Source organism: Sphingobacterium sp. InxBP1 (assembly GCF_026191775.1).
Lineage (GTDB): Bacteria > Bacteroidota > Bacteroidia > Sphingobacteriales > Sphingobacteriaceae > Sphingobacterium > Sphingobacterium thalpophilum.
This window is the reverse complement of sequence record NZ_JAINDX010000049.1, coordinates 535,853-562,306: the sequence shown is the minus strand read 5'-3', so window position 1 is coordinate 562,306 and position 26,454 is coordinate 535,853. Positions and strand designations below refer to the sequence as shown.

At 48.7% G+C, this 26,454-nt stretch carries 17 protein-coding genes; 8 read left to right on the top strand and 9 right to left on the bottom strand.

Features of this window, described 5'->3' with window-relative positions; genetic code table 11:
* The first annotated feature begins 6 nt into the window (after positions 1-6).
* From K7A41_RS22270 to K7A41_RS22240, 7 genes are all read left to right on the top strand, one after another.
* Complete coding sequence (locus tag K7A41_RS22270; RefSeq protein WP_265715634.1) at positions 7-1,902, top strand: RagB/SusD family nutrient uptake outer membrane protein; 1,896 nt, start codon at positions 7-9, stop codon at positions 1,900-1,902.
* Positions 1,903-1,928: 26 nt separating this feature from the next.
* Entirely contained in the window at positions 1,929-4,808 is a 2,880-nt protein-coding gene (locus tag K7A41_RS22265; RefSeq protein ID WP_265715633.1) for a SusC/RagA family TonB-linked outer membrane protein, read from the top strand.
* Between the two features lie 22 nt (positions 4,809-4,830).
* Positions 4,831-6,594, top strand: a complete 1,764-nt coding sequence (locus tag K7A41_RS22260; protein WP_265715632.1) for a RagB/SusD family nutrient uptake outer membrane protein — start codon at positions 4,831-4,833, stop codon at positions 6,592-6,594.
* Positions 6,595-6,607: 13 nt separating this feature from the next.
* A complete protein-coding gene (locus K7A41_RS22255; RefSeq protein ID WP_265715631.1) occupies positions 6,608-7,636 on the top strand; it encodes a DUF5627 domain-containing protein in 1,029 nt (342 codons plus the stop codon).
* A 22-nt stretch (positions 7,637-7,658) separates the two neighbouring features.
* Positions 7,659-9,344, top strand: coding sequence for an endo-1,4-beta-xylanase (locus tag K7A41_RS22250; RefSeq protein ID WP_265715630.1), 1,686 nt, complete (start codon positions 7,659-7,661; stop codon positions 9,342-9,344).
* Between the two features lie 27 nt (positions 9,345-9,371).
* Positions 9,372-11,102 carry an RICIN domain-containing protein gene (locus K7A41_RS22245; RefSeq protein WP_265715629.1) on the top strand — a complete coding sequence of 577 codons (1,731 nt, stop codon included), beginning with the start codon at positions 9,372-9,374 and terminating at the stop codon, positions 11,100-11,102.
* 112 nt (positions 11,103-11,214) lie between these two features.
* Positions 11,215-12,057 (top strand): sialate O-acetylesterase, encoded by an 843-nt coding sequence (locus tag K7A41_RS22240; protein ID WP_265715628.1) that lies wholly within the window; start codon positions 11,215-11,217, stop codon positions 12,055-12,057.
* 170 nt (positions 12,058-12,227) lie between these two features.
* On the opposite strand, the gene K7A41_RS22235 is transcribed toward K7A41_RS22240, so the two are convergent.
* The 8 genes from K7A41_RS22235 to K7A41_RS22200 all read right to left on the bottom strand — a co-directional run bounded on the left by K7A41_RS22235 (position 12,228) and on the right by K7A41_RS22200 (position 22,613).
* Positions 12,228-13,370: a TlpA disulfide reductase family protein gene (locus K7A41_RS22235; RefSeq protein WP_265715627.1), complete on the bottom strand. Its 1,143-nt coding sequence runs from the start codon at positions 13,368-13,370 to the stop codon at positions 12,228-12,230.
* A 35-nt stretch (positions 13,371-13,405) separates the two neighbouring features.
* Positions 13,406-14,830: a PKD-like family lipoprotein gene (locus tag K7A41_RS22230; RefSeq protein ID WP_265715626.1), complete on the bottom strand. Its 1,425-nt coding sequence runs from the start codon at positions 14,828-14,830 to the stop codon at positions 13,406-13,408.
* A complete protein-coding gene (locus K7A41_RS22225) occupies positions 14,831-15,637 on the bottom strand; it encodes a DUF4843 domain-containing protein (RefSeq protein ID WP_265715625.1) in 807 nt (268 codons plus the stop codon). It lies immediately after the preceding gene.
* Positions 15,638-15,648: 11 nt separating this feature from the next.
* On the bottom strand, positions 15,649-17,142 hold the full coding sequence (locus K7A41_RS22220; protein ID WP_265715624.1) for a RagB/SusD family nutrient uptake outer membrane protein: 1,494 nt from the start codon (positions 17,140-17,142) through the stop codon (positions 15,649-15,651).
* A gap of 13 nt (positions 17,143-17,155) precedes the next feature.
* Positions 17,156-20,527 carry a SusC/RagA family TonB-linked outer membrane protein gene (locus K7A41_RS22215; RefSeq protein WP_265715623.1) on the bottom strand — a complete coding sequence of 1,124 codons (3,372 nt, stop codon included), beginning with the start codon at positions 20,525-20,527 and terminating at the stop codon, positions 17,156-17,158.
* 92 nt (positions 20,528-20,619) lie between these two features.
* On the bottom strand, positions 20,620-21,819 hold the full coding sequence (locus tag K7A41_RS22210) for a FecR family protein (protein ID WP_265715622.1): 1,200 nt from the start codon (positions 21,817-21,819) through the stop codon (positions 20,620-20,622).
* A 65-nt stretch (positions 21,820-21,884) separates the two neighbouring features.
* On the bottom strand, positions 21,885-22,472 hold the full coding sequence (locus tag K7A41_RS22205; protein WP_265715621.1) for an RNA polymerase sigma factor: 588 nt from the start codon (positions 22,470-22,472) through the stop codon (positions 21,885-21,887).
* A 12-nt stretch (positions 22,473-22,484) separates the two neighbouring features.
* On the bottom strand, positions 22,485-22,613 hold the full coding sequence (locus tag K7A41_RS22200; protein WP_265715620.1) for a hypothetical protein: 129 nt from the start codon (positions 22,611-22,613) through the stop codon (positions 22,485-22,487).
* 128 nt (positions 22,614-22,741) lie between these two features.
* Between K7A41_RS22200 and K7A41_RS22195 the strand changes: the two genes are divergently transcribed.
* Entirely contained in the window at positions 22,742-24,442 is a 1,701-nt protein-coding gene (locus K7A41_RS22195; RefSeq protein ID WP_265715619.1) for a S1C family serine protease, read from the top strand.
* Between the two features lie 206 nt (positions 24,443-24,648).
* Here K7A41_RS22195 and K7A41_RS22190 read toward each other — a convergent pair whose 3' ends face one another.
* A complete protein-coding gene (locus K7A41_RS22190) occupies positions 24,649-26,337 on the bottom strand; it encodes an alpha-L-fucosidase (RefSeq protein ID WP_265715618.1) in 1,689 nt (562 codons plus the stop codon).
* Between the last annotated feature and the right edge of the window lie 117 nt (positions 26,338-26,454).

The following is a 26,454-nucleotide window of genomic DNA, read 5'->3' as shown; positions in this document are numbered from 1 at the left end:
ACCAATATGAAAAAATATTTTAAGCTAATCTATATTACCGGTGCGATCTGGTGCTGTTCGCCCCTCGTCGGTTGCAAAAAATATCTGGACAAGGAAGAGCAGTCGATCGTGTCGCCCAAAGAAGCCTTTAAAAACTTTATTAACTTTCAGGGTTATACCGAAGAGCTGTATAGCTGTGTAGTCAATTTCAGTAATAACTATTGGACCAATTCCTGGAATTGGGGTGAAGATGAAATGACTTCTACCGCCGGAAACTATCATTTTGTACATAAAGTAGACAATGGTAACTTCTGGGGCTGGCAAAGAGAATCTGATGGCTGGGGATCTGGCTGGTTGGATCAGGGCGACTTCAGCACTGGCAACAACGATGTTTTTGCCAACCGTGCCTTTCGTGACCTTTGGAGCGCCGCCTGGTTTGGCTTGCGTAAAGTAAGTCTCGGACTAGAGAACATCGACAAGATGACCGAGGCCACACAGGAAGAAAGAAACCTGGTCAAGGGACAGTTATTATTTTTCCGAGGCTGGTTTCACCATCGCCTGATGGAATACTTTGGCGGAATGCCCTACATCAATCATGTACTGCCAAGCGATGAACAGCTCCGGCTACCTAGGCTTAGCTATCACCAATGTGCTGATTTGGCAGCTGCCGACTTTCGCGAAGCAGCCAATCTGTTGCCGATCGACTGGGACAATACCACTGCCGGCAAACGAACATTAGGAAAAAACCAGCTACGCATCAATAAGATCATGGCTCTGGCCTACTTGGGCAAAAATTATCTTTGGGCAGGCAGCCCGCTGATGAATTACCAGTCCACAGGCAGCAGGACATACAATACCGAATATTGCAAAAAAGCAGCTGAAGCCTTTGGCGAACTGCTGTCTATCGTGGAGAGCGGACAGACCAACTATGCGCTGGTGCCCATGGCCAACATCCATTTAAATTTCTATACCACAGGGCAGAACTGGGCAATGCCTGGAAGTACCGAAGCGATTTTTAGAGGACCCTACATTGACGCCTGGGTATCCAACTACGGGACCAGCAAGCAATACATTCCTTTGGTAGTTTCCGACGGTGATGCGATCAAGTTTATCCCCACGGCAAATTACGTCGATTACTATGGCATGAAAAACGGCCTGCCCATTAAAGACATCACCCAGTCCGATGCCGAGTCGGGCTACCATGCGGAATACCCCTGGAAAGACCGGGATCCGCGCTTCTATAAGGATATTATTTTCGACGGTGTAAAAGTTGTACAGGGAAACACGCAGGATGAAAAAAATCGCTATGCCAATCTGTACAGCAATGGAAGCTACCGCGATATCCAGTCGGGCAGTCAGACCGGGTATGTGCTGCGCAAGTTTGTCCCAATCACGGCCAACAAATATGATCAGGCCTACAACTACGGTTCCAACCTACATATCTATGTACCCTATATGCGTCTGGCCGATGTCTATTTGATGTATGCTGAGTCAGCGTTAATGGCCTTCAGCTCGCCAAGCGGCAAGGCCGGCAACTACAGTAAGACGGCTGTCGATGCGATCAATATCGTCCGCGACCGCGCCGGCGTAGGCCACGTACATAGCAAATTTCTCAGTTCGGCCGACTCTCTACTACCTGAGCTGCGTCGCGAACGTGCTGTGGAACTGGCATTCGAAGGACATCGTTTCAACGATCTGCGCCGCTGGCTATTACTCACCGAAGCGCCATATACCATAAAGAAAGCGGTTTCATTTGACCGCTCCGGGACATTCAACACTGCCGACCCGTCACAAAACAGAGTGGTCAACCTTAGGGAAACTGTGCTTTTGGAGCGCAAATTCACAAGCAAACACTACTGGTTGCCCCTCAAAGTAAGAGATGTCAATATGTATCCCGAATTCTACCAGAATCCGGGCTGGTAACGAGTTTTCATTTAATCATTTAAAAAATGAAGTACAAAAAATTAAGAATAGCACTGTGCCTTGGATTTACTTGGATGATCGTCTCCGAAGTCACCGCAGCAACATCCTTTAACCCGGCAATTGGACCATATAAAAATGCATTCAACAGACTTCCAGCACCCGGGCAGCAGGATACCATCGGTAGCGACAGCACCGCACTCATACAGGTTGCATTTCGGAAAGTAGAGAAAAAAGACCTTATGGGCAACGTGCAGTCTATTGATATCCCCCAGCTGCTCGACAAAAATTACAGCATGTATAGCCTCGAAAATCTGGAGGCCTTTATCCCAGGCTACAACGGCAACATCTGGGGTATGGACGGTTACCTGGTACTGGTAGACGGCTTTCCACGCGATGCCAATAACGTCATGCCCACCGAAATCCAGCAGATCAGTGTGCTCAAAGGCGTTAACGCGATCGCGCTCTATGGCAGCCGTGCTGCCAAAGGCGTGATCAATATCACGACCAAACGTGGTAAAGCAGGTGCACAGCAGATAAAAATCCGGGCCAATGGCGGCATGCATACGGCAATCAGTTACCCCCAATATCTGGGCTCAGCAGAGTACATGACATTATATAATGAGGCACGACAAAATGATGGCTTAAGCCCTCTTTATAGCACCGAGACTATCTATCAGCATGCAGCCGGAAACAATCCGTATCGCTATCCTAACGTCGATTATTACGGATCTGAATATATCAAAAACCATTATAATCGCTATGATGCCACTGCTGAAATCTCCGGTGGCAATCAACGCGCACAGTATTATACCAACTTTGGCTTCTGGTCCGAAGGCGCGATGCTCAATTTTGGACAGGCCAAAAAAAATGGTGGTGCCAACAGGTTTAATATGCGGGGCAATATCGACGTCAAAGTCAATGACCTTATCTCCCTCAATGTTGATGCTGCAGCCAGCTTTTACATCTCCAAAGGTGTCAACGCAGATTATTGGGCTGCAGCTGCGACAGGTAGGCCTCATCGCTTCTCACCGCTTATTCCCGTTGATAAGATTGAAGACGGGGACAGCAATTCCATGATCTATGTCAACAATAGTAATTTTTTGATCGATGGCAAATACCTTCTGGGAGGCAGCCAGCTGGATCAGACCAATGCTTTTGCCAACGTGTACGCTGGTGGTACAAAGCGCTACCTCAACCGGCAGTTCCAGTTCAACACAGGCCTAAACTTTGACTTAAAGAATGTACTCCAGGGCCTCGTATTCAAAACCAATTTAGCGGTAGACTACCAGTCAAACTACAACCAATCGTACAACAATAGCTATGCCGTCTATCAGGCGAGCTGGAACAACTACGACGGCAGAGATCTGATCAGTGGCCTGACCAAATATGGAGATGACCGTGTCTCCGGTGTGCAGAATATCACCGGAAGCAACTACAGACAGACCATCGGTCTCAATGGATCGTTGCAGTTTACACGAAGCTACGATTCCAAACACCATGTTTCAGCGATTCTTCTGGCCAATGCCTTTCAGATCGCCACCTCAGGCAGCTACCATAAGCTGAGCAACGCTAACCTCGGCCTTCAACTTGGCTACAATTATATGGGCAGATACTATGTCGACTTTAGCAGTGCTTACAGCCATTCAGCTAAATTGCCAAAAGGCAATCGACAAGCCTTATCACCTACATTGGCAATAGCTTGGCGCCTGTCGAACGAACAGTTCCTGGCCGGAAGCGAGTTTGTTAACGACCTCAGACTATCGGCATCAGCAGGCATCCTCAATACAGACCTGGATATCAGCGACTACTACCTTTATCAGGGGTATTATACCTATAACGATGCTGCCTGGTATAGTTGGCGGGACGGCGATCTGGTCCATACATTCGACAGGCGTCGCGGCGACAACCCAAATATGAAATTCCCCAAACGTAAGGAACTCAGCATCAACCTTGAGGGCGCGCTGTTTAATCATTTGATCACCTTCAATACGTCCTACTTTCTCCATCGTATGACAGGTGGTCTGGTGCAAGCCTCTACCCAGTATCCCATGTATTTCATGACGTACTGGCCGGTTTATTCGGACCTTCCCTACATCAACTATACGATTGATGAGCGACGGGGCATCGATTTTGGCGTCAACCTGAATAAACAGATCGACAAGACCTTTGTATCATTGGGCCTCAATGGAATGTACTATACGACGAAAGCGGTACAACGGGACGAGTTATACCAGTTTGCCTATCAAAACAGAGCCGGCAAACCGCTAGACGCCATATGGGGACTACAGCATGAAGGTTTTTATCACAGTCAATCCGATATCGACAATTCGGCATTCTCCTCTTTTGGTGAAGTCAAACCCGGAGATATCAAGTACAAAGATCAGAATGGAGATGGCACCATTGATACACGCGATGAAGTTTATTTAGGCAAAGCTGGATGGGCTGGCGCTCCTTTCACACTCGGCATCAATCTGACTGTAAAATGGAACAACTTCTCATTATTTGCTTTAGCCACCGGGCAAGTGGGTGCCAAAGCCCTTAAAAACAGTTCTTATTTTTGGATAGACGGCGAAGACAAATATTCTGTCGTAGTACGTGATCGCTGGACAGAGTCGACCAAAGAAACGGCCACCTATCCTCGCCTCACCACATTCAACAGCGACAACAACTTCCGAAGCTCAGATTTCTGGCTCTACAAGACCGACAGGATCAATCTGTCCAAAGTACAGCTTTCTTATGATTTTCCTAAGCGCTTGTTCCATTCGAAGTTTATTCACGAACTGGGCATCTATGCCATGGCGTCCAACCTGTTGACCTTGGCGAAGGAAAAAGAAACCCTACAGCTCAATGTTGGACAAGCGCCACAAACCCGATTTTTCAATGTGGGTCTGAAAGCACTGTTTTAATTCACCATTATTTAAAACGAGTATGATGAAAAGAATATTAACCATAGCCCTTATAAGCAGCCTACTATTTTCTTCCTGCGAAGACATGTTTGAGCCCGCTCTTGAAAATAACCTCGAACTCGAGACCGCCAACAGCCGTCCGCTCTATGCACAAGGGCTGCTGTTGAATGGCTACAACCGTGTACCCAGCAATAGCTACACTTTTGATGATGTCGCCACCGACGATGCCGTGAGCAACGACAAAAGCAATAATTTTCTGAAGACAGCAACCGGACAATGGACAGCGATCAACAACCCATTTGATCAATGGCGCAACAGCTACGCTGCTATCCAATACCTCAACAATTTCCTCTCCCTGAGTGATCAGGTCGCGTGGGCACTGGATCCAAAAGTCAGCGCACTGTTCAACGATCGCATGAAAGGCGAAGCCTATGGTCTGCGTGCCTTATTTATGTTCCATCTGCTACAATCACATGCAGGCAAGAGCAGTACAGGCGAAATCCTCGGCGTGCCGATCCTTGTGACCCCTGAAGACGTCACTTCGGATTTCAACCACAGCAGAGCCTCATTCGATGCCTGCATGCAGCAGCTATATGAAGATATTAAAAAAGCCGAGGAACTCCTGCCGATGGATTACGAGGATATCACCGCAGACAGCCAAGTCCCTGCCAAATATGCTGGTACGGTCAACAAGGATGATTACAACCGTGTATTTGGATCTTACTTCAAACTACGGATGACCAAACGCATCGCACAGGCCATCCGCGCCAGGGCCGCCCTGTTAGCCGCGAGCCCGGCCTATAGCGAGGGTAGCAAAACCACCTGGGAACAGGCGGCAAACTATGCCGGTCAGGTCATTCAGGCCAAAGGGGGGCCAGCGGGTATCGATCCCAAAGGTTTTACCTGGTATATCAAAGATGTCGTGGACGGTCTCTCTTCGGGTTCCAATGCCGTGGAGATTCTGTGGCGTACAGACAAGGCCAACAGCAACAGCCTGGAGCAGGATCATTTCCCCCCCACTTTGTTTGGTCGCGGACGGCTCAATCCGACGCAAAATCTGGTCGACGCCTTTCCGATGGAAAATGGCTATCCGATCGGTGATCCTAATTCGGGATACAACAAAACGAATCCTTACGACAAACGCGACCCCAGACTCAAAGCTTATATTATTGTAAACGGTGCCACGGCAGGCGTAAGCAATACCTCCATAAATACCGCAGTTAATAGCCCTACGAATGATGGATTGAATAAGGTCGAGACATCCACCCGTACAGGTTATTACTTGCGGAAGTTGCTCCGTCAGGACGTCAACCTCAATCCCTCCTCCTCCACCCAGCAGATGCACTTTAATGTACGCTTGCGTATGACGGAAATGTATCTGGCTTATGCCGAGGCCGCCAATGAAGCCTGGGGACCAACCGGTACGGGAAGCTTTAGCTTTTCCGCATATGATATTATCAAGGCCATACGCAAACGCGCGGGCGTAGGCACCGCCAATGGCGATCCTTATCTAGAGCAGACCAAAAACAGCAAAGAGCAGATGCGCGCGCTGATCCGCAACGAACGCCGGCTGGAGCTTTGCTTCGAAGGATTCCGCTTTTGGGATCTGCGCCGCTGGAAGATGGACATCAATGCAACAGCCAAGGGCATCAGTATCAGTGCCAACAATTACACCGAAATACCGGTAGAAAACAGACCATACGAAAACTACATGTATTATGGTCCTATTCCGTACAGCGAAGTACTCAAATACAATAACCTGATACAAAATATGGGATGGAACTAACGATAAACTTCTAATGATGAAAAAGATTAATTTACTTTACGCGATGGCTCTGTTTAGCCTGGCGTCCTGCAAAAATAATGACTGGGAATTTCCGGATTTCGAATATCAGTCTGTCTACTTTGCCTATCAGACCCCCATTAGGACAGTTACCCTAGGCGAGGATATCTTTGACAATAGCCTCGACAACCAGCACAAAGTTAAAGTCATGGCCACGACGGGCGGCGTGTACGAGAACAGCAAAGACATTCACATCGATTTTGTGGTCGACAATAGTCTGACCGAGGGTTTAACTTATCCAAACGGACAAGCCATCACCCCATTGCCGGCCACTTATTACCAGCTTGCCAGCAATCAAATGACGATTCCAAAAGGGAGTTTGACCGGAGGTGTAGAAGTACAGCTCACCGACGCGTTCTTTGCCGATCCCAAGTCTCTGGAAACGTACTACGTCTTGCCCTTACGCTTGACCAAGGTAGTCAATGCCGACTCCATTTTATCGGGCAAGCCTTCTTTTCAAGGCGCCAATCGGGCCATTGTATCCGACTGGGATGTAGCTCCCAAAGATTTTACCTTTTACGCACTCAAGTACATCAACCCCTGGCACGGCAATTACCTGCGTCGCGGCGTGGATCAGATCGTCGGAAAAGGCAGCCATGCTAGCTTGAGCCAGAAGGTCGTCCGGCATCAGCCTTATGTCGAAAAAGACGAAGTCAAAAATGTCAGCACGGCCGCCCTTAAAAAGTCCCTCCTGCCCTTGGCTTTTAAAGGTTCAGATGATGTCAATATCAACGTCAACCTGATATTGAGCTTTGACGACGACAACAACTGTAGTATCAGCTCGGCCAGTACGGGGATCACCGCCAGTGGCAGTGGCAAATTTGTTAAGCGGGGAGAAAAGAACAGCTGGGGAAATACTGACCGGGATGCCCTGTATCTAGCCTATTCCATTGACATGCCCCAGATGAGTATCAGCAGCAAAGATACGCTGGTCATGCGCGACAGGTCCGTAAAAATGGAAACCTTTACACCAATCAAAAAGTAGTATGTATCCAAAAAGAACAACGATGAAACCATTGAATAAAACGATTGTCATCCTGCTTTCATTCGGCAGTGTCTGGAGTTCCTGTTCCAAGTACAAGTCCCTTGAATATACGGTGGAGAAACCTGCGCAAGTGCTGGCACAGGAGGACATCGACGCCTATCTTCCACTAAAAAGCTATTTGGACAAGCAGACCAACCCAGGCTTTAAACTCGGTGTAGCACTCAATATGCATGATTATTTCAACAAGGGTGTCCTTTACCGGCTAGCCAACCGCAATTTTGATGAAATGGTGATGGGCTATGAAATGAAACATGGGTCGATCGTACAGGCAGATGGTACATTTAACCTAGCCGGTGTAGAGCAAGTCATCAGAGCCGCCCAAGAAAACAATATGGGAATTTATGGCCACACCTTATGTTGGCATTCAGGACAAAATGCTGCCTACCTGAATAAGCTGATCGCACCCATTGTCATTCCCGGCCCCGGAGGGCCTGCCCTTGCCGGACATGCACTAAAGATGAGCAACCCTTCGGTAGTGAATGCATGGGAAGCACAGACCGCATATGATATTAAACCAACCGAAGTCGGTAGTGAATATATACTTAAGATCATGGCCCGTGGCAGTAAGACAGGAAATATCGGGATAGACCTTCAGACCTCCAGTAATTATACAGGGAATAACATGGGCACACTCGCCTTGACAACCCATTACCAAGCCTATGAGCTTAAAGTGACAGCCACCGCAGAACGCAATCGATTCATTATCAACTTTGGGCAATATGATGGCACTATTTTTATCGATAAAGTGATCTTGACAAAATCCGGAAGTTCAGTTAATCTTATTTCCAACGGTGACTTTGAAACCAATGCAGATGGATGGACCGGATGGGGCAACAATTCTACCAGAGGTCTATCCGCAGACGGTGAGGGATATGGTAGCCCCGGAGACCGTATCATCGAAAAAACACCCGCCGAGAAAGAAGCTATTTTACTCGAGGCCCTCGACACATTTATTGCAGGCATGTTAGACAAAACCAAAGGGTACGTTAAAGCCTGGGATGTGGTCAACGAGCCCATGTCTGACTGGCCGGACCAATATGCCTTAAAGACGGGAGTTGGCAAAACCGATCTGGCTGATGACGAATTTTACTGGCAGGATTATTTAGGTAAGGACTATGCCGTGAAAGCCTTTCAATTGGCCCGTAAATATGGAAACCCCGAGGATCTCTTATTTATCAACGATTACGGACTCGAAGATAGTGGAGACAAGTGTAAAGGCCTGATCGCCTATGTTAACTATATTGAGAGTAAAGGCGCTAAAGTCGATGGGATTGGCACCCAAATGCACATCGATATCAACACCAGCAAGGATAATATTATCCATATGTTTAATCTATTGGCTGCCACCGGCAAACTGATCAAGGTTTCAGAACTGGATATTGGTCTCGGCAACGGCATCAAGACCGCCAATGCCAGCGCCGAAATGTATCAGAAACAAGCTGAGCTGTATAAGTTTGTCGTTGAAAAATACCTGGAGCTTATTCCAAAAAAACAACAATACGGAATCACCATCTGGAGTCCGCTGGACAGCCCTGATCAGGACAATTCGTTCTGGCGGCGCGGTGAACCAATTGGCCTATGGACCGAAGCCTTTGTCCGCAAGCCTGCTTATCAAGGTGTTGCCGAAGCGTTGCTGAACAAGAAATAATCCATTCACTAAATTAAATGATAAATTATGAGAACAAGCAAAACAACCTTACTGCTGGTGTTCCTGCTCAATTTGATCTTGGGTTGCTCGAGACTGGACGAGAAGATATTACCCGAAGAGTCCAGTAAAAGCCTTAAAGCGAATGTATCCGCGCAAGCAGTGACTACCTGGCCCCGACCTACACCGACGCTGCATGTGGGCGGCAAGCACCTCAAAGACCCCTGCGGCAACAATGTTGTCCTGCACGGTGTTGCCATTACTCCCAGTCCTTGGTTCAATGGCTGTCAATACGGAGCCAATTCGGGCTATTGTACCTGGGATAATTACAATGTACAGGGTGCACTCAATTACAACAAAGCAGTGATGGACAAGCTTAGCAGTGCCGCTGACGGCTGGTACCTGAACTATATCCGTCTCCATATCGACCCCTACTGGACCAATGATCCCGGGGCCCCGATTCCCGAAAACGACATATCACGATTCAATTACAACCGTCTGGTTACCTATACCGACCAGGTCATTGTTCCGTTGATCAATCACGCCCGCAGCCGGGGTATGTATGTTATCCTAAGGCCTCCCGGTGTATGTCCACACCGCATCGCCATCAATGATGCTTACCACAGCTATCTTAAGACCGTATGGACCTTTTTATCACAACATCCCGGGCTGAAAAATGCCGACAATGTGATGTTCGAACTGGCTAACGAACCGGTAGAAATACTGGGTACCAATGGTATCTGGGGCACGACGGGCAACGAGCATTTTGCGGCACTCAAAAATTTCTTTCAGCCGTTGGTCAATATCATCCGTAGCAATGGTGCAAATAATGTCTGCTGGGTTCCAGGCACGGGATGGCAGTCACATTACCAAGGCTACGTCAACCATCCGATCACGGGCGGCAATATCGGCTACGCGGTCCATATCTATCCCGGCTACTGGGGTGGGGTCAACAACTATCAGTCCTTCCAGAATGCCTGGAATACCAATGTCAAACCGATTGCCGATATTGCGCCTATAGCCATTACCGAGACCGACTGGGCTCCACAGGGGTACGGCACCTTCGGTATCGGCAACACAGGTACGGCTGGAGGCAATGGCTTCGGTGCCAACCTCAAATATATCGTAGATCAATCCGGCAACGTGAGCTGGAATGTACTCGCACCGGACAATCTGATCCATAAAGGCGACCCGAATGCAGGTACGGCTTACAACAACGACTGGGAAGCCTGTGCGGCGCCCGTCAAACAGTGGTTTCAGCAATACGCCGCGTCCAATTATCCCGTTTCCAACTGCACCGTCACGGGACTGGTCAACAATGGCATTTATGAGATCGAGTTTCAGACTGACGCCAGTAAAGTCCTGGATTTAAAATTCGGTGAAGACGCCAATGGCGCCGTCCTCAGGCCATGGACCAGAAACGGCGCTACAGCACAGCAGTGGGTCGCCATCAATGCGGGCAATGGCTACTGGCGTTTTGTGTCCAAAGCCAGCACCTCCGGCCGTTGCATCGATCTGGAAAGCGGCAGCAATACCTTGGGTACCGCAATTCGTCTTTGGCAGAATTATAGCAACGATGCTCAGGCCTGGCAGGTGATACCTGTAGCCAATGGCTACCATAAAATCCTGTCCAAGGTCGATGCTACCCGTGGCTGGGATGTGCCCAACTGTGTGATGGACGGCAATTCGGCACTGCATCTCTGGGATTATTATGGTACGTCCTGTCAGTTGTTCAAATTCAAATTTTTAGCGATGAACTAAGGCTGTATGCTACATGCAGCAGACAAAATGATATTTAACTTTTTCCCCAATTCCCTTACATTTTTTTCGCGGTAGGTCCCACCTATCGCGAAATACTTTGTATATTATGACTATGCAATATAAACATCTGATACGACTTCTGATCTTTGCAGTGATGGTTAGCCTGTCGGCGGCAGCTGCAACGGCGCAAAACAAAGATTTTCATATTTACCTGTGTTTTGGTCAGTCCAACATGGAAGGGCATGGCCGTTTTGAACCACAAGATACCTCGTCCGTCGAACGCTTCTATGCCTTACAGGCTGTGGATTGTCCAGAGTCGGGTCGCCGTGCTGGTGAATGGTACCCAGCTCAGCCTCCGATCACCCGGTGCCAAACGGGCCTTACGCCGGCAGACTACTTTGGGAGGACGCTGGTCGAAAACCTGCCTGCCGATATCGAAGTCGGTGTGCTCAATATCGCGGTGGGAGGCTGCCATATCCAGTTGTTTGATCAAGATAGCACCCAACGTTATGTGCAGCGAGCTCCCGACTGGATGAAGTCCATGCTCGCCGCTTATGATAACGATCCCTACAAAAAGCTGGTAGAATTGGCTCGGATTGCGCAGCAGAAAGGCGTGATCAAAGGGATTTTGCTCCATCAGGGCGAATCCAATACCGGAGATCTCGACTGGCCACGGAAGGTGAAAAAAGTGTACCAGCAGCTATTGAAGGACCTCAATTTAAGAGCCGAGAACGTTCCCCTCCTAGCTGGAGAACTTCTCTCTGCTGAAGAAGGCGGCAAATGTGCTCGTATGAACAGCATAATCCGAACATTGCCCAGTACGTTACCCACAGCGCATATCGTCTCCTCATCCGGATGCGGTGGCATTGGTGATGGACTGCACTTCAGTCCTGCAGGATACCGGCAGCTCGGGAAAAACTATGCCCAGCAGATGCTGAAAATCCTGAACCAGTAATCACCTCATGGAACAGGCCCTCACGCAGAAGAGGATTCCACCAGCCCCTGAACAATGGAATAGAGCGTGGCGATGGGGTGCCCGATCACGAAGGACACCCCATTGACAAATAACGAATCATTAGCGCATTTTCACCCTACACTACCGATCGTTGTCCTGTATTGTTTACATCAGTTACCAAAGATCCGCGCGAGCTCCTGATGTAGCGCTTCTCCTCTTAAGTTTAAAGCCACAATATTTCCTTGCGGATCTACAAGATAATTTTGCGGCACCGCCCGTACGCCATACAGTACGGCAGCCTCATTGCTCCAGCCTTTAAGGTCGGCGACATGTATCCAGGGCAGACCATCGTCTTTGATGGCCTTTAACCAAGCGCTCCTACCCTTGGTATCATCCAGCGATACGGCCAGGACTTCCAGCCCCTTGCTTTTATATTTGTTGTACGCTTTCAGCAGATTCGGATTTTCGGCACGGCAGGGGCTACACCAGCTGGCCCAAAAATCGATCAGCACATATTGTCCCTTAAAATCTGATACCCTAACCATTTTTCCCTGGATATCAGGCTGAGAAAAATCAGGCGCTTTATTACCGATTTTTACACTTTTCTCAGCAAGAAATCGTGCCTCCAGCTGACGGGCAGTGCTCAGTTGACGAACCTCTTTAGACAATTTTCGAAATAAGGGCTCAATCTCACTGAGCTTACGCTTGTTGGCTGCATCGATCAAGGCATCTACCGCAAAGATCGAGTTGGGATTATTTTTTGCAAAAGCCAGCTCTTTGACACGACGATCCTCAAATTTCGCTTCGAATTTTTCATGGATCGCTTTGTATTGCGCCTCCGCATCCGGAGCATCTTTGTCTACCGCAGCAAAAGCTTTGTTACCCGCATCGATGATATCCATAAAGCCACCTCCAATTTCATTCAGATAAGCAACATAAGCATCGTGCAATGGCGATCCTTTTATGGAAGCCGTTTTGAGCGAATCCCTGATTCCAATGGTATAATGCTCATTGCCCAGATAGAAATACAAGCGGTCACCAATATTTTGGGCGAGCATTTTGCCTTTTCCATCCGGATCAAAGACCATACGTGAATAGGTCGGTTCTTCCACTTCCCCGGTAAAGCTAAATTTACCATCGACAATAGCAACGGAGTCAGATGCCGGAAAGCCGTCTTTTGTATAATCCAGGTATACCTTTTTTCCATTGAAGACTTTGGGCGCAGTGCCACTGATCTGAAAACCACTTTCCTGCCCAAAGGATACCGCCGGCAGCAAAGCCAGCAAGTAAGCCATTATTTTTAAATTTTTCATGTTCTTTAAAATATTTAATTTGATTCTATCCTTATTTATTTTCTCCAGGTCATATCCACAGGAGTACCCGGGATACCGCCTATTTTCTTGATCAGCTCGCCATTTTTTCCCACCTGAATCGCCAGGTAGTAGAGGGAACCGGCCGCCCCTGCAATAAGCGTATTTTGATCATCCTCCAACTTTAGCAGACTGATATCGGACTGTACCTCCGTCTTCAACAGGTCTACCTGTTGATTCAAGGGGTTGTAACGAAACACCTGGTTTTTATGAGCAACATAGATATAGCCATTGCGGGCCGCCAGCATCCTGGTCTCCTCCTTGATCCATTCCGGATGTATAAACGGCCTTTTGTGCCCTGCCGTAATCAAAAACGGACCATTAAAGTTTGCGTTGAACTTCAGCTCATAAATTTTTCCCGCTGTATCCCTGACATAAGCGTAGGTATCCGTATTGTTGATCTGCAACATTTTGACGAGCTCCATTCCCACATTGAGCGGGTCAAAAACCTCCGTATGTGCTACACTGTATTGCGTACCGAAATACATGGGGCTACCATAGATATTGATGCGAACAAATTGCTTTTTATTTTTCTCGAATGCAATCACACTAAAGTTGTCGTCCACCGCTGTCAGCACAAATTCGGGCGACAGCTCATAGTCGCCGTCCGCATAGGTTCCAAACATCCCATACGTGTTGGATTGATCCCATGTGGTGGTCGTACCGCCATAAAATTTACCATTGATCACGCCCATAAGGACACCTTGGGGATGAGCCTGCAGGCTACCCACCTGGATCGTACTTGGTGCCAGGAAGAAATTGTCGTGTAGGGTGCCCGGTTTAAGCGTCTCTTTGACCAGGTTGTTGACATCAATCCGCACCCCCGCCTGCCTTGAAATGATCCAGTATCCTAAAGGCGTATTGCTTGTATACTGATTTTTTAAGTAATGGATATGTAAAGGTTCTGCGGGCAATTGTTCACCGTTGATGGCTTCATAAATATTCGGCTGTACGGTATTGTCGGGTTTGATAAACGAGAGCATACTAACCCCGTTTTGGACCGAAAGCACCAACGATCCCTGCGAAAAAGCGGTCTTTCCCTGTATTTTGAAATCATAGAAATACTTCATCCCGTTGGCGGTATTCGTCAAAGTAAGCCGGGCAGTATATCGTTTGGCCTGCAGGCCAAATACGATTCGTAAGGCAGGACCGTCATAATGGTTGGCTTCGGGCACAACCGCCTCAGGCACATCGATACGCCAATGGCATTGTAGGCTAGTTGGATCAATGCCCGTGATTTTGGGCGCAATGATCAGGCTGTCACCTACGGAAGCCTCATATAAGGTGTCCAGACCGGCCACTACCGGCGCAGCGGGCATATCGATCACATAGTTGCCCTTATCCTTATAACAGCTCGCCAATACAGCCAGCCATACACAAAAAATAGCATATATTCCCTTCATCTAGCGCACCTCCTTTCCATTTTCATCAATAAAGTAGTACTTGCCTGACGCTGTATTTTTCCGCAATAAGATCGTCCGGTTGGGGTTGTCCGCATGGTAAAACAGGTATGTCTGTCCGTTGTCGTTGCTGCGCAGTACATAATTTTTCTCTGGATGGTCTTTTACCCATTTAAACGGGTCGTTGAGCATCATCAGCAGTAGGTTGGCAAAATACAGGTTTTTTGGCGCATCAAGTCCCACCATGGAAAGCGAACGCTGTTCCGTGACAATCAAAAACAGCTGATGCTTCACCCTGGAATAATTGTCAAGCCACATGGTCCACCAGGCCGGCTGTTCCAGTTGTGCCGAAATGATGATCCGCGCACGTACCAAGTCTGGGTTTTCGACACCAAAATCATCGGAAGCCCGAAGTTTGACGATCAGCGATACCGACTGCTTTTCCAGCTCACTAATATTATGAACGATCAGCGGCAGGAAGGCATGACCTGCATCTGCCTCAACGGGATATTCCGGCTTCAGTTCATCATAATGTATATTGCTGCGCGCCGTCGAAGAATCTTTTTCGACAAATGCGCTATAGTGGCGCAGCTGCTGTGCCCGGTATCCCATGATTTTGACTGGGATCAAAATCGTGTCTACAGCCTTTGTCATATCATATGCAAAAGTGTAGACCATACTATCGCGGTCAGCCCCAGTCAGGTCAAAATAAATATTTGCGTTCCTGTCATAGGTGGTCAAGTTTGCCTTTTTACAGGCGCACAGCAACAGCAGTGGCAGTATTAGGCCTATAAATGTATTCTTTTTCATGTGGTCGCTATTTACCGTTGTCCATAAATTATCTCATCGTCAGGCAAAGGCCAGACATAGATTTGCTGGCTGGCTGGGATGCTCGTGCCCTGCGGCCCAGTGATCGGCGCATTCAGCCGTTTATAGGCATAAAAGAGCTGCCCCTCAGCATACATCTCTTTTCTGTATTCCTTCAGGAGTTCGCTCTGCAGCTTTGCAGGTGTCGAAATATCCACCTTCTGTCCGATTCCACGATGCTCACGCACCTGGTCCAAATAAGCTGCCGCCTGCGCTGGCCCGCTCTGGTAGCTGCATTCCGCAGCGATATAATAGATCTCGCTCAGCCGGATTGCGGGAGCTACCAGATAGTGCAAATTGGCAGCAAAACTATCCCCTAGTGTATTCCGTCGATATTTGAGTATGGTCGAAATATAGGCATTCCCCACACTCACGCTACCGAACCACTGGGTATAGCGCATATCGCCCCCACCTGCTCCCGCCACTTCGTAAATGGCCTTCGCTTCATCCTGATCTAGATACATCGCGCTATTGCTTTCCAGAAACCACTCGTTATTATAGGTGTTGTTCATGGCCGGAATGTACCAGGCAAACAATAGTTCTTTATACAGGATACGGTCCTTTTTGTTGGCATCCACCGCCAGGAAGTCGGTAGCATTGGTCCAGGGAAACTTATTGGCATCAATAACCTCCCGGGCATTGGCCAGGGCTTTTGCCTTGTCGCCGCTATATAGGTAGGTGCGGGCCAGTAGACCACACACTGCATAATAGTTGAGTCTATGCCGCCTGTTCTGCAAAAAAAGGCTCTTGTCATGAAGTTCCGAATTTTTCAAGGTATCATCCACGGTCGGATATCCAATGATATAGGATTTCAGACGGATCGGGTCCACCGTGAGCAATTCTTTCGCCTGCTCCAGGTCACGGACCACCGAATCCAGTACCTGCGACACTGTCGACAACTTGGTCGTTTTGTTCGAATAAGACGTGACATACGGTATCGCCTCTGCCTTCGCATTGACTGCCGGGACGGGGCCAAAGAGCCGCAGTGCATCAAAATGCAAATAAGCACGCAAAGCCAGAGCCTCTCCCTTGATCAATGCATAATTGTTTGCCCTGAACAGCTGTTTTCTACCGTCAATCTCAGCCAGGATCAAATTGGCATTGACAATTCCGTTGTAGAGCCCCTTCCAGATATTATCTTTCCGCGTGATAAAGTTACCGTCGGTATATTTAAACAGCAGGGTCTGCTGATAACGCAGCGCATCGTTGCTGGTCATCGCATAGTTCTGGGCCAGTACCTCCGGCGTCCCGATGGTCAGTTCCTTACCGTAAAGGTCGTCCTTCGCGCAACGCGTGTAAATCCCGATCAGCGCTTCCTTGAAGCCATCTTCCGTCGAAAAGAGCACCGACCTATCGATCTCGCTTTCAGGCTGTATATCAAGCCATTTGGAACAAGAAAGCATGACCAACGGCAAGAGTATCATTAAGAGTAAATTTATTTTTTTCATCTGTACCAATATTTTATAATCCAGCCTGTAGGGTAAAAGTTACACTACGGGCAAACGGGTAAGTAATGCCCCGCTCTACCTTCACCGAAGACCAACGGAAGATGTCGTTTGCGATCAGCCCCATGCGCAGGCTCGAGAGATGTAGTTTTTTCGAAAACTCCTTGTTGGCATCATAGGAAACATTGAGCGACTGCAGGGTAAACAGATTATCTGGCATAATAAACCGGCTTGACACCCTTGTCTGGCCCAGATCCTGAATGCTTTTATAAAAGGTCACATCCCCAGGCTGTTTCCATTTGTCCTCCAGTACACGCCGGTCTACATTATAGCGCGGATCTGCGTTTTCGACTCTGTCCACTAAGGTTTGATTATAGGTCTTGCCGCCTATTCGGGTCTGAAAATAGGCCACGAGCATAAACTGTTTATAGCGTAACGTACCGCCAAACGAGCCCTCCATTTTTGGTGTCGCCACCGCCACCACGTCGATGTCGCGCGCGTCCCATTCATAGGATAGTGTACCATCTCTTTTTAGAAACACTTCCTTACCATTTTCAGGATCAATCCCCAAGGAAGGCACTGCATATATGGCATCAAGCGATTGGCCTTCCTTGTAGCGGAGCAGCGGAACGCCCATTAGGTCACTACCCTGCTGGGCTTCATCTACCCGTTCATTGTAGCTTTTGAGTGCATTGGAGATCCGGACGATTTTATTCTGGTTGCGTACCAGATTGGCCAGTAGGCTGAGTGTCCATTTTTCATTTTTAACCGCTACCCAGTTTGCATTCAGCTCAAGGCCCTTATTCTCTAGGTCGCCGAGATTCTCTTTATAGGAACTAAATCCGGTGGAGGGCGCCAGATTAATATCGGCCAGGATATCCCGTGTCAATTTATGATAATAGCGCGGCGAAATGGTTAGCCGGTCCTGCCAAAGGCCGAGATCCACACCGATGTCGGTACTCTGCGTCTTCTGCCAGGTCAGGTTTTCGTTTCCATAATTGCGGACGATGCTGCCCAGGCCTGACGAATACCAATTGCTTTTATCATAATTGTATGTCGTCCTGGACATATACGGGTCAAACTGCACTGAGCCCGTGAGACCGATAGTGGCGCGCAAGCGCAGCTGGCTGATCGTGCCGTTGTCAAACCAGCTTTCTTTGTGCATATTCCAGCCGATCCCAGTGGACCAAAAAGGCGCCGTACGTTTATTGGCGCCAAATTTGGATGAGCCATCGATGCGCAGCGTAGCGTCCATCAGGTAGCGGTTGTCGTACGAGTAATTGGCACTTAGGAAAGCCCCGAACAATCGTGAAGCCCCAAGGCTGCTGGAAGGGCTGGCATTTTCGGCATAACCCTTGGCAAATCCCACGCTTGTAAACCGGTCGTTCGGAAAACCAACCGCTTTAAACGAACGCTCATCATAGCTCTCGGTCCGTATGTTGGTCCCGCCGACGACATTAAAGCTATGTTTTTCGATATTACGCATCCAGTTGAGCCGTATATTGGCATCCCAGTACAATTCATTATTGGTATAGCTGGTATAACTGCCCTTTTCGTCTGTCTGCGAAGTCGGGTAAAAATAAAATTCATTGGCCAGGGGCGAGCGAAAGTCGTCGTTGCTATTGAGCCTTTTCAATAAGCTGACCTGTCCCCGCAACCGAAGTCCCTGCCCCAGGTCAAAATCTCCCGAGAAGTTATTGAGCAGCTCGGTATATCCCAGTTTGTTGAAGCTATTTAAGGTCGCATTGTACAGCGGATTGAGCACATATTCACGCTGTGCGCTACCCGAGTTTGCTACCCTTGTCCAGACATCCGCTTCCTGCGTTATATTGCCATTGTCATCCGTCATCCTATAGTAGGGGTTCATCCGCACATAATCCGCAAAATTGCCGTATGGAGATTCCCTACCGTCCACGATGGTTACCGAAAGCTCGTTCTGAAATCTAAATTTATTCTTGAGATTATAGGCAAAGTTGAGTCCCCCGGAATATTGGTTTCTTCCGGATCCTTTCATGACACCGGGCCGTGTCTGGTAGCGCATATCCACACCGTACCGAAAGCTCTCCGAGCCACCTTCCAGATAGAGCCCATGCTTCTGTCCCACAGCAGTACGTACTGGCTGCGATAGCCAATAAGTATCTACACCACCCAGCACATTCGCCAATTTTTGGTAGTATAACTCGTCCAGCGCATCCTGAGGCTGGCGCTGGAGCGTACCGTCATACAAGCCTGCCAGCTTTTCATAGGCCAGTTTGTCCTTGGCATTCAGCACGTCATAGCCCGTCAGATCCGGCATATTGACATTACTCTCATGGGTATAGGTGAGCTGCAACTTGCCATCTTTAGGCATTTTGGTGGTGATCACCATCACCCCATTGGCAGCGCGCGAGCCGTAGATTGCTGTTGCGGCCGCGTCCTTCAGGATCGTGACGCTCTCAATACGCGTCATATCCAGGTCGAGCACCTTTTGTACGCTGACTTCAAAACCATTTAATATAAAAGCAGGCATGTTGATCGTCGTCGTGATATTATCCCTACGCAACACCTCGTTATTGCCGGTCGGTAACGAAGATGAACCACGCACGTTAATATTTGGCAACGCATTGGGATTGGATCCAGCGAGATTGTTGTCCAGTAATTTAAATGAAGGATCAAACACCTGCATGGCTTGCAGTACGTTTTGCGGGTTGACCTGCCGCAGCTCTTCTCCACTCTTGGTGATGGCGGTTCCGGTGTAGGAGTCTTTCTTAAGGGTTTGATAGCCTGTCACGACGACCTGGTCTAGAGCATTGGGTTCCTCTTCCAGTTGAACCATATATTCTGTCCTGTTGTCGGTCAGATTGATAACCAAGTGTTTATAGCCCACCATCCGCACCGTAAGCGGTTGCATGGATGCCGCTACCACAAATCGCCCCTCGCGGTCAGCCACGGCGATGGTGTTGCCGGACTGCGAAATGGTTGCTCCTGCGAGCGGCTGGCGATCCCTGCCCAATATCTGACCCCGGATCTGCGTCTGTGATGACTTTTCTACTGCGCGATCCACTTGCTGTTCCTGCCGGCGGGCTGGCGACTTTCGTTCCAGAAAGATCGTTTTGGACTCAATAGTATACCCGATCGCCTGGGTACTCAAAATTCTATCGAGAAATAATTTCAGCGGCATCTTATCCGCCTTGATGGTAACGGGCTTTGCCGCCTCTAACATTTTCTTTGCTCCAAGCACTTCATAATTCGTCTGACGTTTAACTGCCTGCAGCACATCCATCAGGGGCACCTGATTGCCCGAATAGGTTACGGTTTGCGCATTGGCCCCTGGGCTAAGCTGTATGAAGACAGCAAAAATTAACCATAATAAAGGCCTGGTCGCTCGTGAAAAACAACTTCGTTTCATTAATTTCTAGTACGTTAAGTTAGGTTAGTCTGCTGGACCTATGGTCCGATATGTTAGTTCATAAGTAAGATGTTTATGCTTTATTGCCTATACTACAGTCCTCCTTTCTGTCCTTTGGGATCAATTTTTTCGATAATGAGTTTTCCGTCGTCCGTCAGCTGGTAGGACAAGTCCTGGTCTTTTAAAATCTTCAGGATACTGGACAGTCTACTCGTACGGAATGTACCGCCAAAAAACGATACATCTGGTATTTCCCCCTTATAGACCACATCCACCGCATACCAGCGCGATAGTTCATCCATCACTTCCCGCAGGGACTTGCCATCAAAATTAAATCTGCCATATACCCAGGCGAGTTCCTGTTGTACATCGACAGCATGCCGGGATAGTTCTGTCCCCTTCCTGACGGCCTGATCTCCCGGAGACAACAATAGCACCCTGCCTTTCAGCATTTCCTTCACGCGTACCTTTCCTTCCAGCAAGGTTGTTTTGGTTACGGCCGCATCCGGATAAGCACGCACATTAAAATGCGTTCCCAGCACCGCGACCTGCTGGTTTTTGGTGGTCACGACAAAGGGCTGCCCCTGGCGTTTGGCTACTTCAAAATAAGCCTCCCCGGTTAGATTAACTTCCCGTCTGTCTTTGGCAAAGACGGTGGGATAAGTGAGTAAAGTACCCGCATTGAGCTTGACTAGCGTGCCATCGGGCAACGTCACATCATAGGTCCCGCCGCGAGGAGTTTCGATTTTGGCTGACACCGCTGCATCAATCGAAGCAACCTGACGGCCATCATCGTAACGTATACCGTTACTATCAATGACGACCTGGTTTTCCTGCTGGTTGAGCGTGTATTGACGCCCATCCGAGAGCGTGATGACGGCCTGATTGGAGGCAGGTAGTCTGTCGTTGGCCGCCGTACGCTGTACATCCCCGGCAGAATGCTTAGCGACCTGCTGGTACCAGACGCCCCCGATCGCCGCAACCAAGACACAGGCGGCAGCGACATAGGGCCACAGCCTTTTTAGAATAGCAGCTTTTGGACTTGCGCTTCTGAACCTAAACTTATGTTTAACAGACTCAAAATCACGATGGTTTTCAAAATACTCAAGCCGGATATAAGCATCACGCTGCACCTGGCCCTCCAGACAACGCGCATAGATCGCCCTGTTTTCTGCCGATTCATTGAGCCAGCAGTCCAGAACGGCACGATCTTCAACACTTAACCTGCCCTGCAGTTGCCGGAGGATTAAAGTACTTATACGGATGAGTTTTTCTTCTTGTAAAGGGTCCATTTTACGCTATTCAACTATAGATACCGCGCCGATTCCAAAAAGTACCAAAGACTCCAAAAAAAAGATTAAATTTTTCCAAATAGAACGATTAGTGAAAGAAGATAACGGAAAGAATCGCTGCTCAACTGCTGCCGCAACAGGCTTAGAGCACGCAACTTTTGGTTTTTGACGGTCTGTATACTAATCTGCAACAATTCGGCTACTTCCTGATTGCTATGCCCCTCCAGATACGTCAGCCGGACAATCTCACGGGCTTTGGGAGGCAAGTTATGGATAGCACGGTAGAGTTCGGCCATCGTCTCAGCATAGACGATCTCCTGTAGGTGTGAACCTTGGTCCTGCTCTTGTTGCGAGACATACGCATCGACCCGGTCCGACCGTCGCTGTCGGGCCGTTTGGTGGTTGAGGCCTACCCGACGTGTCGTCTGATAAAGGGCTGCCCTGAGATGCTGTAAGCTTTCAAAATCACGTTTTCCCTGCCACAAACGGATAAAACCTTCCTCAGCGATATCTTCCGCTTCCCTGGTTTCGTTGACAAAGCTGGCAGCATAAAGACAAATACGGGCAAAATAACGATTATATACATGCGCGCAGGCCTGCTCCTCTCCGTTCCGAAAGTCCTCAAGCAGCTTTTTTTCGCTCGTATAGTCCATAAATAGATCCGTTTAGCCCAGGTTGATGTTCCAGTGGTTAAAGATAACTAAAAAGAATGAATACTTCCTATCCACGGTGCGCACATCATGCGATACGTTATCCTCTGCCAGCCAGATTATACCATAAATTTTTCTGTCCATCAGTCTGAAGATGCGTTGCCACCATAATTTATTCTGAACTTGATCGGTTCCTTGATTTTGTGTGCATCAATCTGTTAACTTTGAACGCTGGCTTGGTCGTCAGCCTATTCCAACAATCAACCTGAGAAATGTACATGAAACCTATGCCTACCTCACGCTTTAACAATCCATTTGCCTTTTGTCGGATCATTGGGGTCGCCCTATTGATCTGCAGCGGTCTGATCCACTGCCTTGCTCAAACCAATAAAGTCGCGCAGCGCCCTATCCCCAGTTCCATCGTCAATCGCGCATTGTCGGCATCCATCAAGATGTATGGCATCGACAGCCTGAGCAGACAGCAGAACAGCGCCCCTTTCAGCGGGGTGGTGGTCAGTGCCGATGGATTTATACTGACAGTGGCACATTCCACCACGCCCGGGCATCATTATCAGGTTATCTTTGCCGACGGACGGAAAGGTACTGCAAAGGCACTGGGGCGGCTGGTTGTTGATCAACAGAGCAACTTGCCCGATATTGCACTGATGAAGATGCAGGGCGAAGGGCCATGGCCCTTTGCCGAGATGGGCTGGTCTTCATCGACCGTAATACAGCAAGCTTGTTTTGGTCTCTCCTACCCCGAGACACTGCCCTTCAATAGGCCCTTTTTGCGCGCTGGACATATTCTCAGACAACAGGATGATTACGGGCTTATGTGGAGCAGCTGCATCATGGAGCCCGGAGATTCGGGCGGGCCGCTTTTTGACCTGCTGGGTCGTGTGATCGGCCTGCACAGTCGTATTGACGCTGCCGAAGGAATCAATTATGAAGTCCCCGTCGACAGTTACCGAAAGTACTGGAGCAGCCTCACGCAGCCCGTGGCTATTGGCAGGTACCCCAGCTCGACCGACCCTATCGGCACCGATCCACAAAAAGAACTGCTTGCAACACAAAGTGCCGACCGGCCGGCAAAATTACCCAAGACAAATCTGCAGGTTTTTCCGGTCAGCAGTATGCTGGACGGCGATCGTTTACAAGTACTCGGAACGGCATTCACCTTATCCAACAAAGTTACAGTCATCCTTTCCAAGAGCAGTATGGTAGCCGATCATCCGGTGCTGATGACCGGACGGCAAAGCCACCCCTTAACAGTACTTCTACGCGACGAAACTACGGACCTTGTCGCCTTGGCCACACCAAAAGAACTGAAGCGGGCGACCCCCATCACAAATCTGGCAACCCGTCCTCTCCCCGATTCATTGTTGGGTATTGGGCTGTGGTCACTATTGGACGGCAATACGAGCAAGCAGGGTGTCCTCGGTATGATGCCGCAGCCATTTCCGCGTATCCCTGTACCAGGAAGTTTTGATGCCCAGATGCGGGAAATTGAAGGACTGCCGACATTGACCAAAGTAGACAGTATGGGGGCCGCATATCGTGCCGGGCTGCGGTCCGGAGACCGCATTCTCGCGATCAATGGACATGATGTATCCAGCGCCCTTAAAATTAACACTGCTATGCGGCAGTATTCGGCTGGTGACCGCCTGACTGTGCAGTATCGCAGGGATACAGCCATACTGGACGCCGGTATCGTATTGTCCAGATGGCCCGTACCGGAGAATCCACATCCGGCGAATCATATCCCAGGCGGAAAATCGGACCGAAGGGACACGTTTCCAAGTGTATTTATCCATGATTCCCGCATCCATGCCCAAGAGTGTGGAAGTCCTATTATCGACAGCAAGGGTGAATTTATTGGGATCAATATCGCGCGCTATAGCCATACGGCCTGCCTCGCTATCCCACGAGATGTCGTGAAAAACTTTTTGTCCAACTTACGGCCGGCCCGTTAACGACATAAAAAAGGCTAAGTCATTGTCGACTTAGCCTTACAAAATCAATCCCTATAATTTAAGTATACCTATCCTTATGAATCTTCGCTTTAAGAACAATGGTAACACAAATTAGTTTTGATTATTTTATTTTTTTACCGTTTTTGTGCTCAGGTAGCCGCGCAGGCACTTTCGCCTTAGCATTTGGCCGGGCGTACAAAGGCAGCTCAGCTAATTTTTAATACCGTGGCTATTTCATTTTGGATCAGGCCATCTGGAAGCTCAATTTCTAGCACATCCGTCAGCTGCCTATATGTCAACCTATGCGTATAGCCTAATGCCTGCACAGTGCGGACTGCCTTCGTATTGGGCGCCCGCTTCCCCAGCGACTTGATTGTCAGCACATTTTTCTCCGGTCTGCCCATGATAAATACATACAATATATTTCCTTTGGTTGTAAAGCGAAGATCTTCCCCCGTCAAAGCTTTACCCTTTCCTTCATTAAATCCCTGTACACTAAGCGCGGGCGCATCCTCCAATGCAGGTCCCTCGCCGAAGATATGCCATGGCCTGCTGCCCATAATGGCTTCACTGTACCGGCTCATCCAGTCGCCTATACCCTGCACCACCGCCTTGGCTTTGTCATCGATAGAGCCGTCACCACGGAGCGGTACACTGAGGAGTAGATTTCCGTTTTTGCTGACCACATCGATCAACATATGGATCACTGTTTTCGCGGATTTGTAGCTGTTATTATCGTAAATTCGTCGGTCATAATGCCAGGAGCCGATGCATGTACAGGTCTGCCATGGCTGCGGCTCAATGCTGTTGCTTTGTCCGCGTTCAATATCCCAGACCAGGCATTTGCGCTGTTGTTCGTTCAGAATCTTCCCGTTGATCACCACTTCCACCTTTCCCTTATTGGCCTGCATGCTTTTGTTGTAATACTGTGCCGCTATTTCCAGCCCCACATTGCTTATCGGCCAGAGTGGCAGCACCGTATCATCAAAATAAATCATATCTGGGTGGTAATTGTTCATCAGTTCGAGTGTTCGCGCTTTGAAGTTGGTGCAATACGCGTCCGTAGGTATACTGACCCCAGATGCAACATCCCAGTGCCACTGCCGATGGATCGTGTGATCATCCGTACTGTCCAGGCTCGGAGCGTGATCCTGCGCGTACAGCTCCTGTGGATCATAGCCTGCCCACCATTTCCCTTTACCGTCTTCTTTGCGAAGTTTACCATCGTAGGCCACACCAGCATAGTTTCCCTGCTTGTCCGCCCGCTGTGCCGTTTCATACCAGGTCCAGGCATGCGCAGCATGTACGCTTACACCAAACTTGAGACCTCGTTTTTTTGCTGCCTGTTCCCAGCCCCTCACGATATCTTTTTTGGGCCCTACGTTGACACTGTTCCAACGGTGATGGCTACTGTGAAAGAGATCCAGATTATCGTGGTGATTGGCCAATGCCATGAAATACTGGGCGCCCGCAGCTTGATACAGATCCATTAATGCCTCCGGATCCCATTTTTCAGCTTTCCACTCGTGAATCACATCCTTAAATCCAAAAACGGAAGGATGACCATATTTTTTCACATGATAAATGTATTGATCAGACCCCTCCTGATACATTCCCCGCGCATACCAGTCCCCATATTCAGGCTGACATTGCGGCCCCCAATGTGCCCATATTCCAAATTTGGCATCACGAAACCACCTGGGTACCGAGTATCTTTCCAGCGAGCGCCAATTGGGGTCAAAAGGAACTTTGCCCAAATACGTATATGCCGAAGTAAAACGGCTGAGAAATAACGTTGGAATTGCAGTACCAATAAGCTTAATTGCAGATCTTCTATTCATCATCATGTATTTTAGGTAAGGATGTCCGTGGGCAGGAGACTCACCCGCTGCCATCCAGTTTATAATTTGTTTTGATTACGTTATACAAATGTAACAGCATTCCTTTAAAATGGCATTCACATTATCGATCAGAAATTGCACAATATCGATAGTAGAATTCACTAGTAATAT

Bases quoted from the DNA above. Each gene is read 5' to 3' on its own strand.
- K7A41_RS22195 (WP_265715619.1), top strand. From the start codon at position 22,742: ATGTACATGAAACCTATGCCTACCTCACGCTTTAACAATCCATTTGCC.
- K7A41_RS22240 (WP_265715628.1), top strand. From the start codon at position 11,215: ATGCAATATAAACATCTGATACGACTTCTGATCTTTGCAGTGATGGTT.
- K7A41_RS22255 (WP_265715631.1), top strand. From the start codon at position 6,608: ATGATGAAAAAGATTAATTTACTTTACGCGATGGCTCTGTTTAGCCTG.
- K7A41_RS22245 (WP_265715629.1), top strand. From the start codon at position 9,372: ATGAGAACAAGCAAAACAACCTTACTGCTGGTGTTCCTGCTCAATTTG.
- K7A41_RS22205 (WP_265715621.1), bottom strand. From the start codon at position 22,472: ATGGACTATACGAGCGAAAAAAAGCTGCTTGAGGACTTTCGGAACGGA.
- K7A41_RS22235 (WP_265715627.1), bottom strand. From the start codon at position 13,370: ATGAAAAATTTAAAAATAATGGCTTACTTGCTGGCTTTGCTGCCGGCG.
- K7A41_RS22190 (WP_265715618.1), bottom strand. From the start codon at position 26,337: ATGGCAGCGGGTGAGTCTCCTGCCCACGGACATCCTTACCTAAAATAC.
- K7A41_RS22270 (WP_265715634.1), top strand. From the start codon at position 7: ATGAAAAAATATTTTAAGCTAATCTATATTACCGGTGCGATCTGGTGC.
- K7A41_RS22215 (WP_265715623.1), bottom strand. From the start codon at position 20,527: ATGAAACGAAGTTGTTTTTCACGAGCGACCAGGCCTTTATTATGGTTA.
- K7A41_RS22200 (WP_265715620.1), bottom strand. From the start codon at position 22,613: ATGGACAGAAAAATTTATGGTATAATCTGGCTGGCAGAGGATAACGTA.
- K7A41_RS22250 (WP_265715630.1), top strand. From the start codon at position 7,659: ATGAAACCATTGAATAAAACGATTGTCATCCTGCTTTCATTCGGCAGT.
- K7A41_RS22230 (WP_265715626.1), bottom strand. From the start codon at position 14,830: ATGAAGGGAATATATGCTATTTTTTGTGTATGGCTGGCTGTATTGGCG.
- K7A41_RS22265 (WP_265715633.1), top strand. From the start codon at position 1,929: ATGAAGTACAAAAAATTAAGAATAGCACTGTGCCTTGGATTTACTTGG.
- K7A41_RS22260 (WP_265715632.1), top strand. From the start codon at position 4,831: ATGATGAAAAGAATATTAACCATAGCCCTTATAAGCAGCCTACTATTT.
- K7A41_RS22225 (WP_265715625.1), bottom strand. From the start codon at position 15,637: ATGAAAAAGAATACATTTATAGGCCTAATACTGCCACTGCTGTTGCTG.
- K7A41_RS22220 (WP_265715624.1), bottom strand. From the start codon at position 17,142: ATGAAAAAAATAAATTTACTCTTAATGATACTCTTGCCGTTGGTCATG.
- K7A41_RS22210 (WP_265715622.1), bottom strand. From the start codon at position 21,819: ATGGACCCTTTACAAGAAGAAAAACTCATCCGTATAAGTACTTTAATC.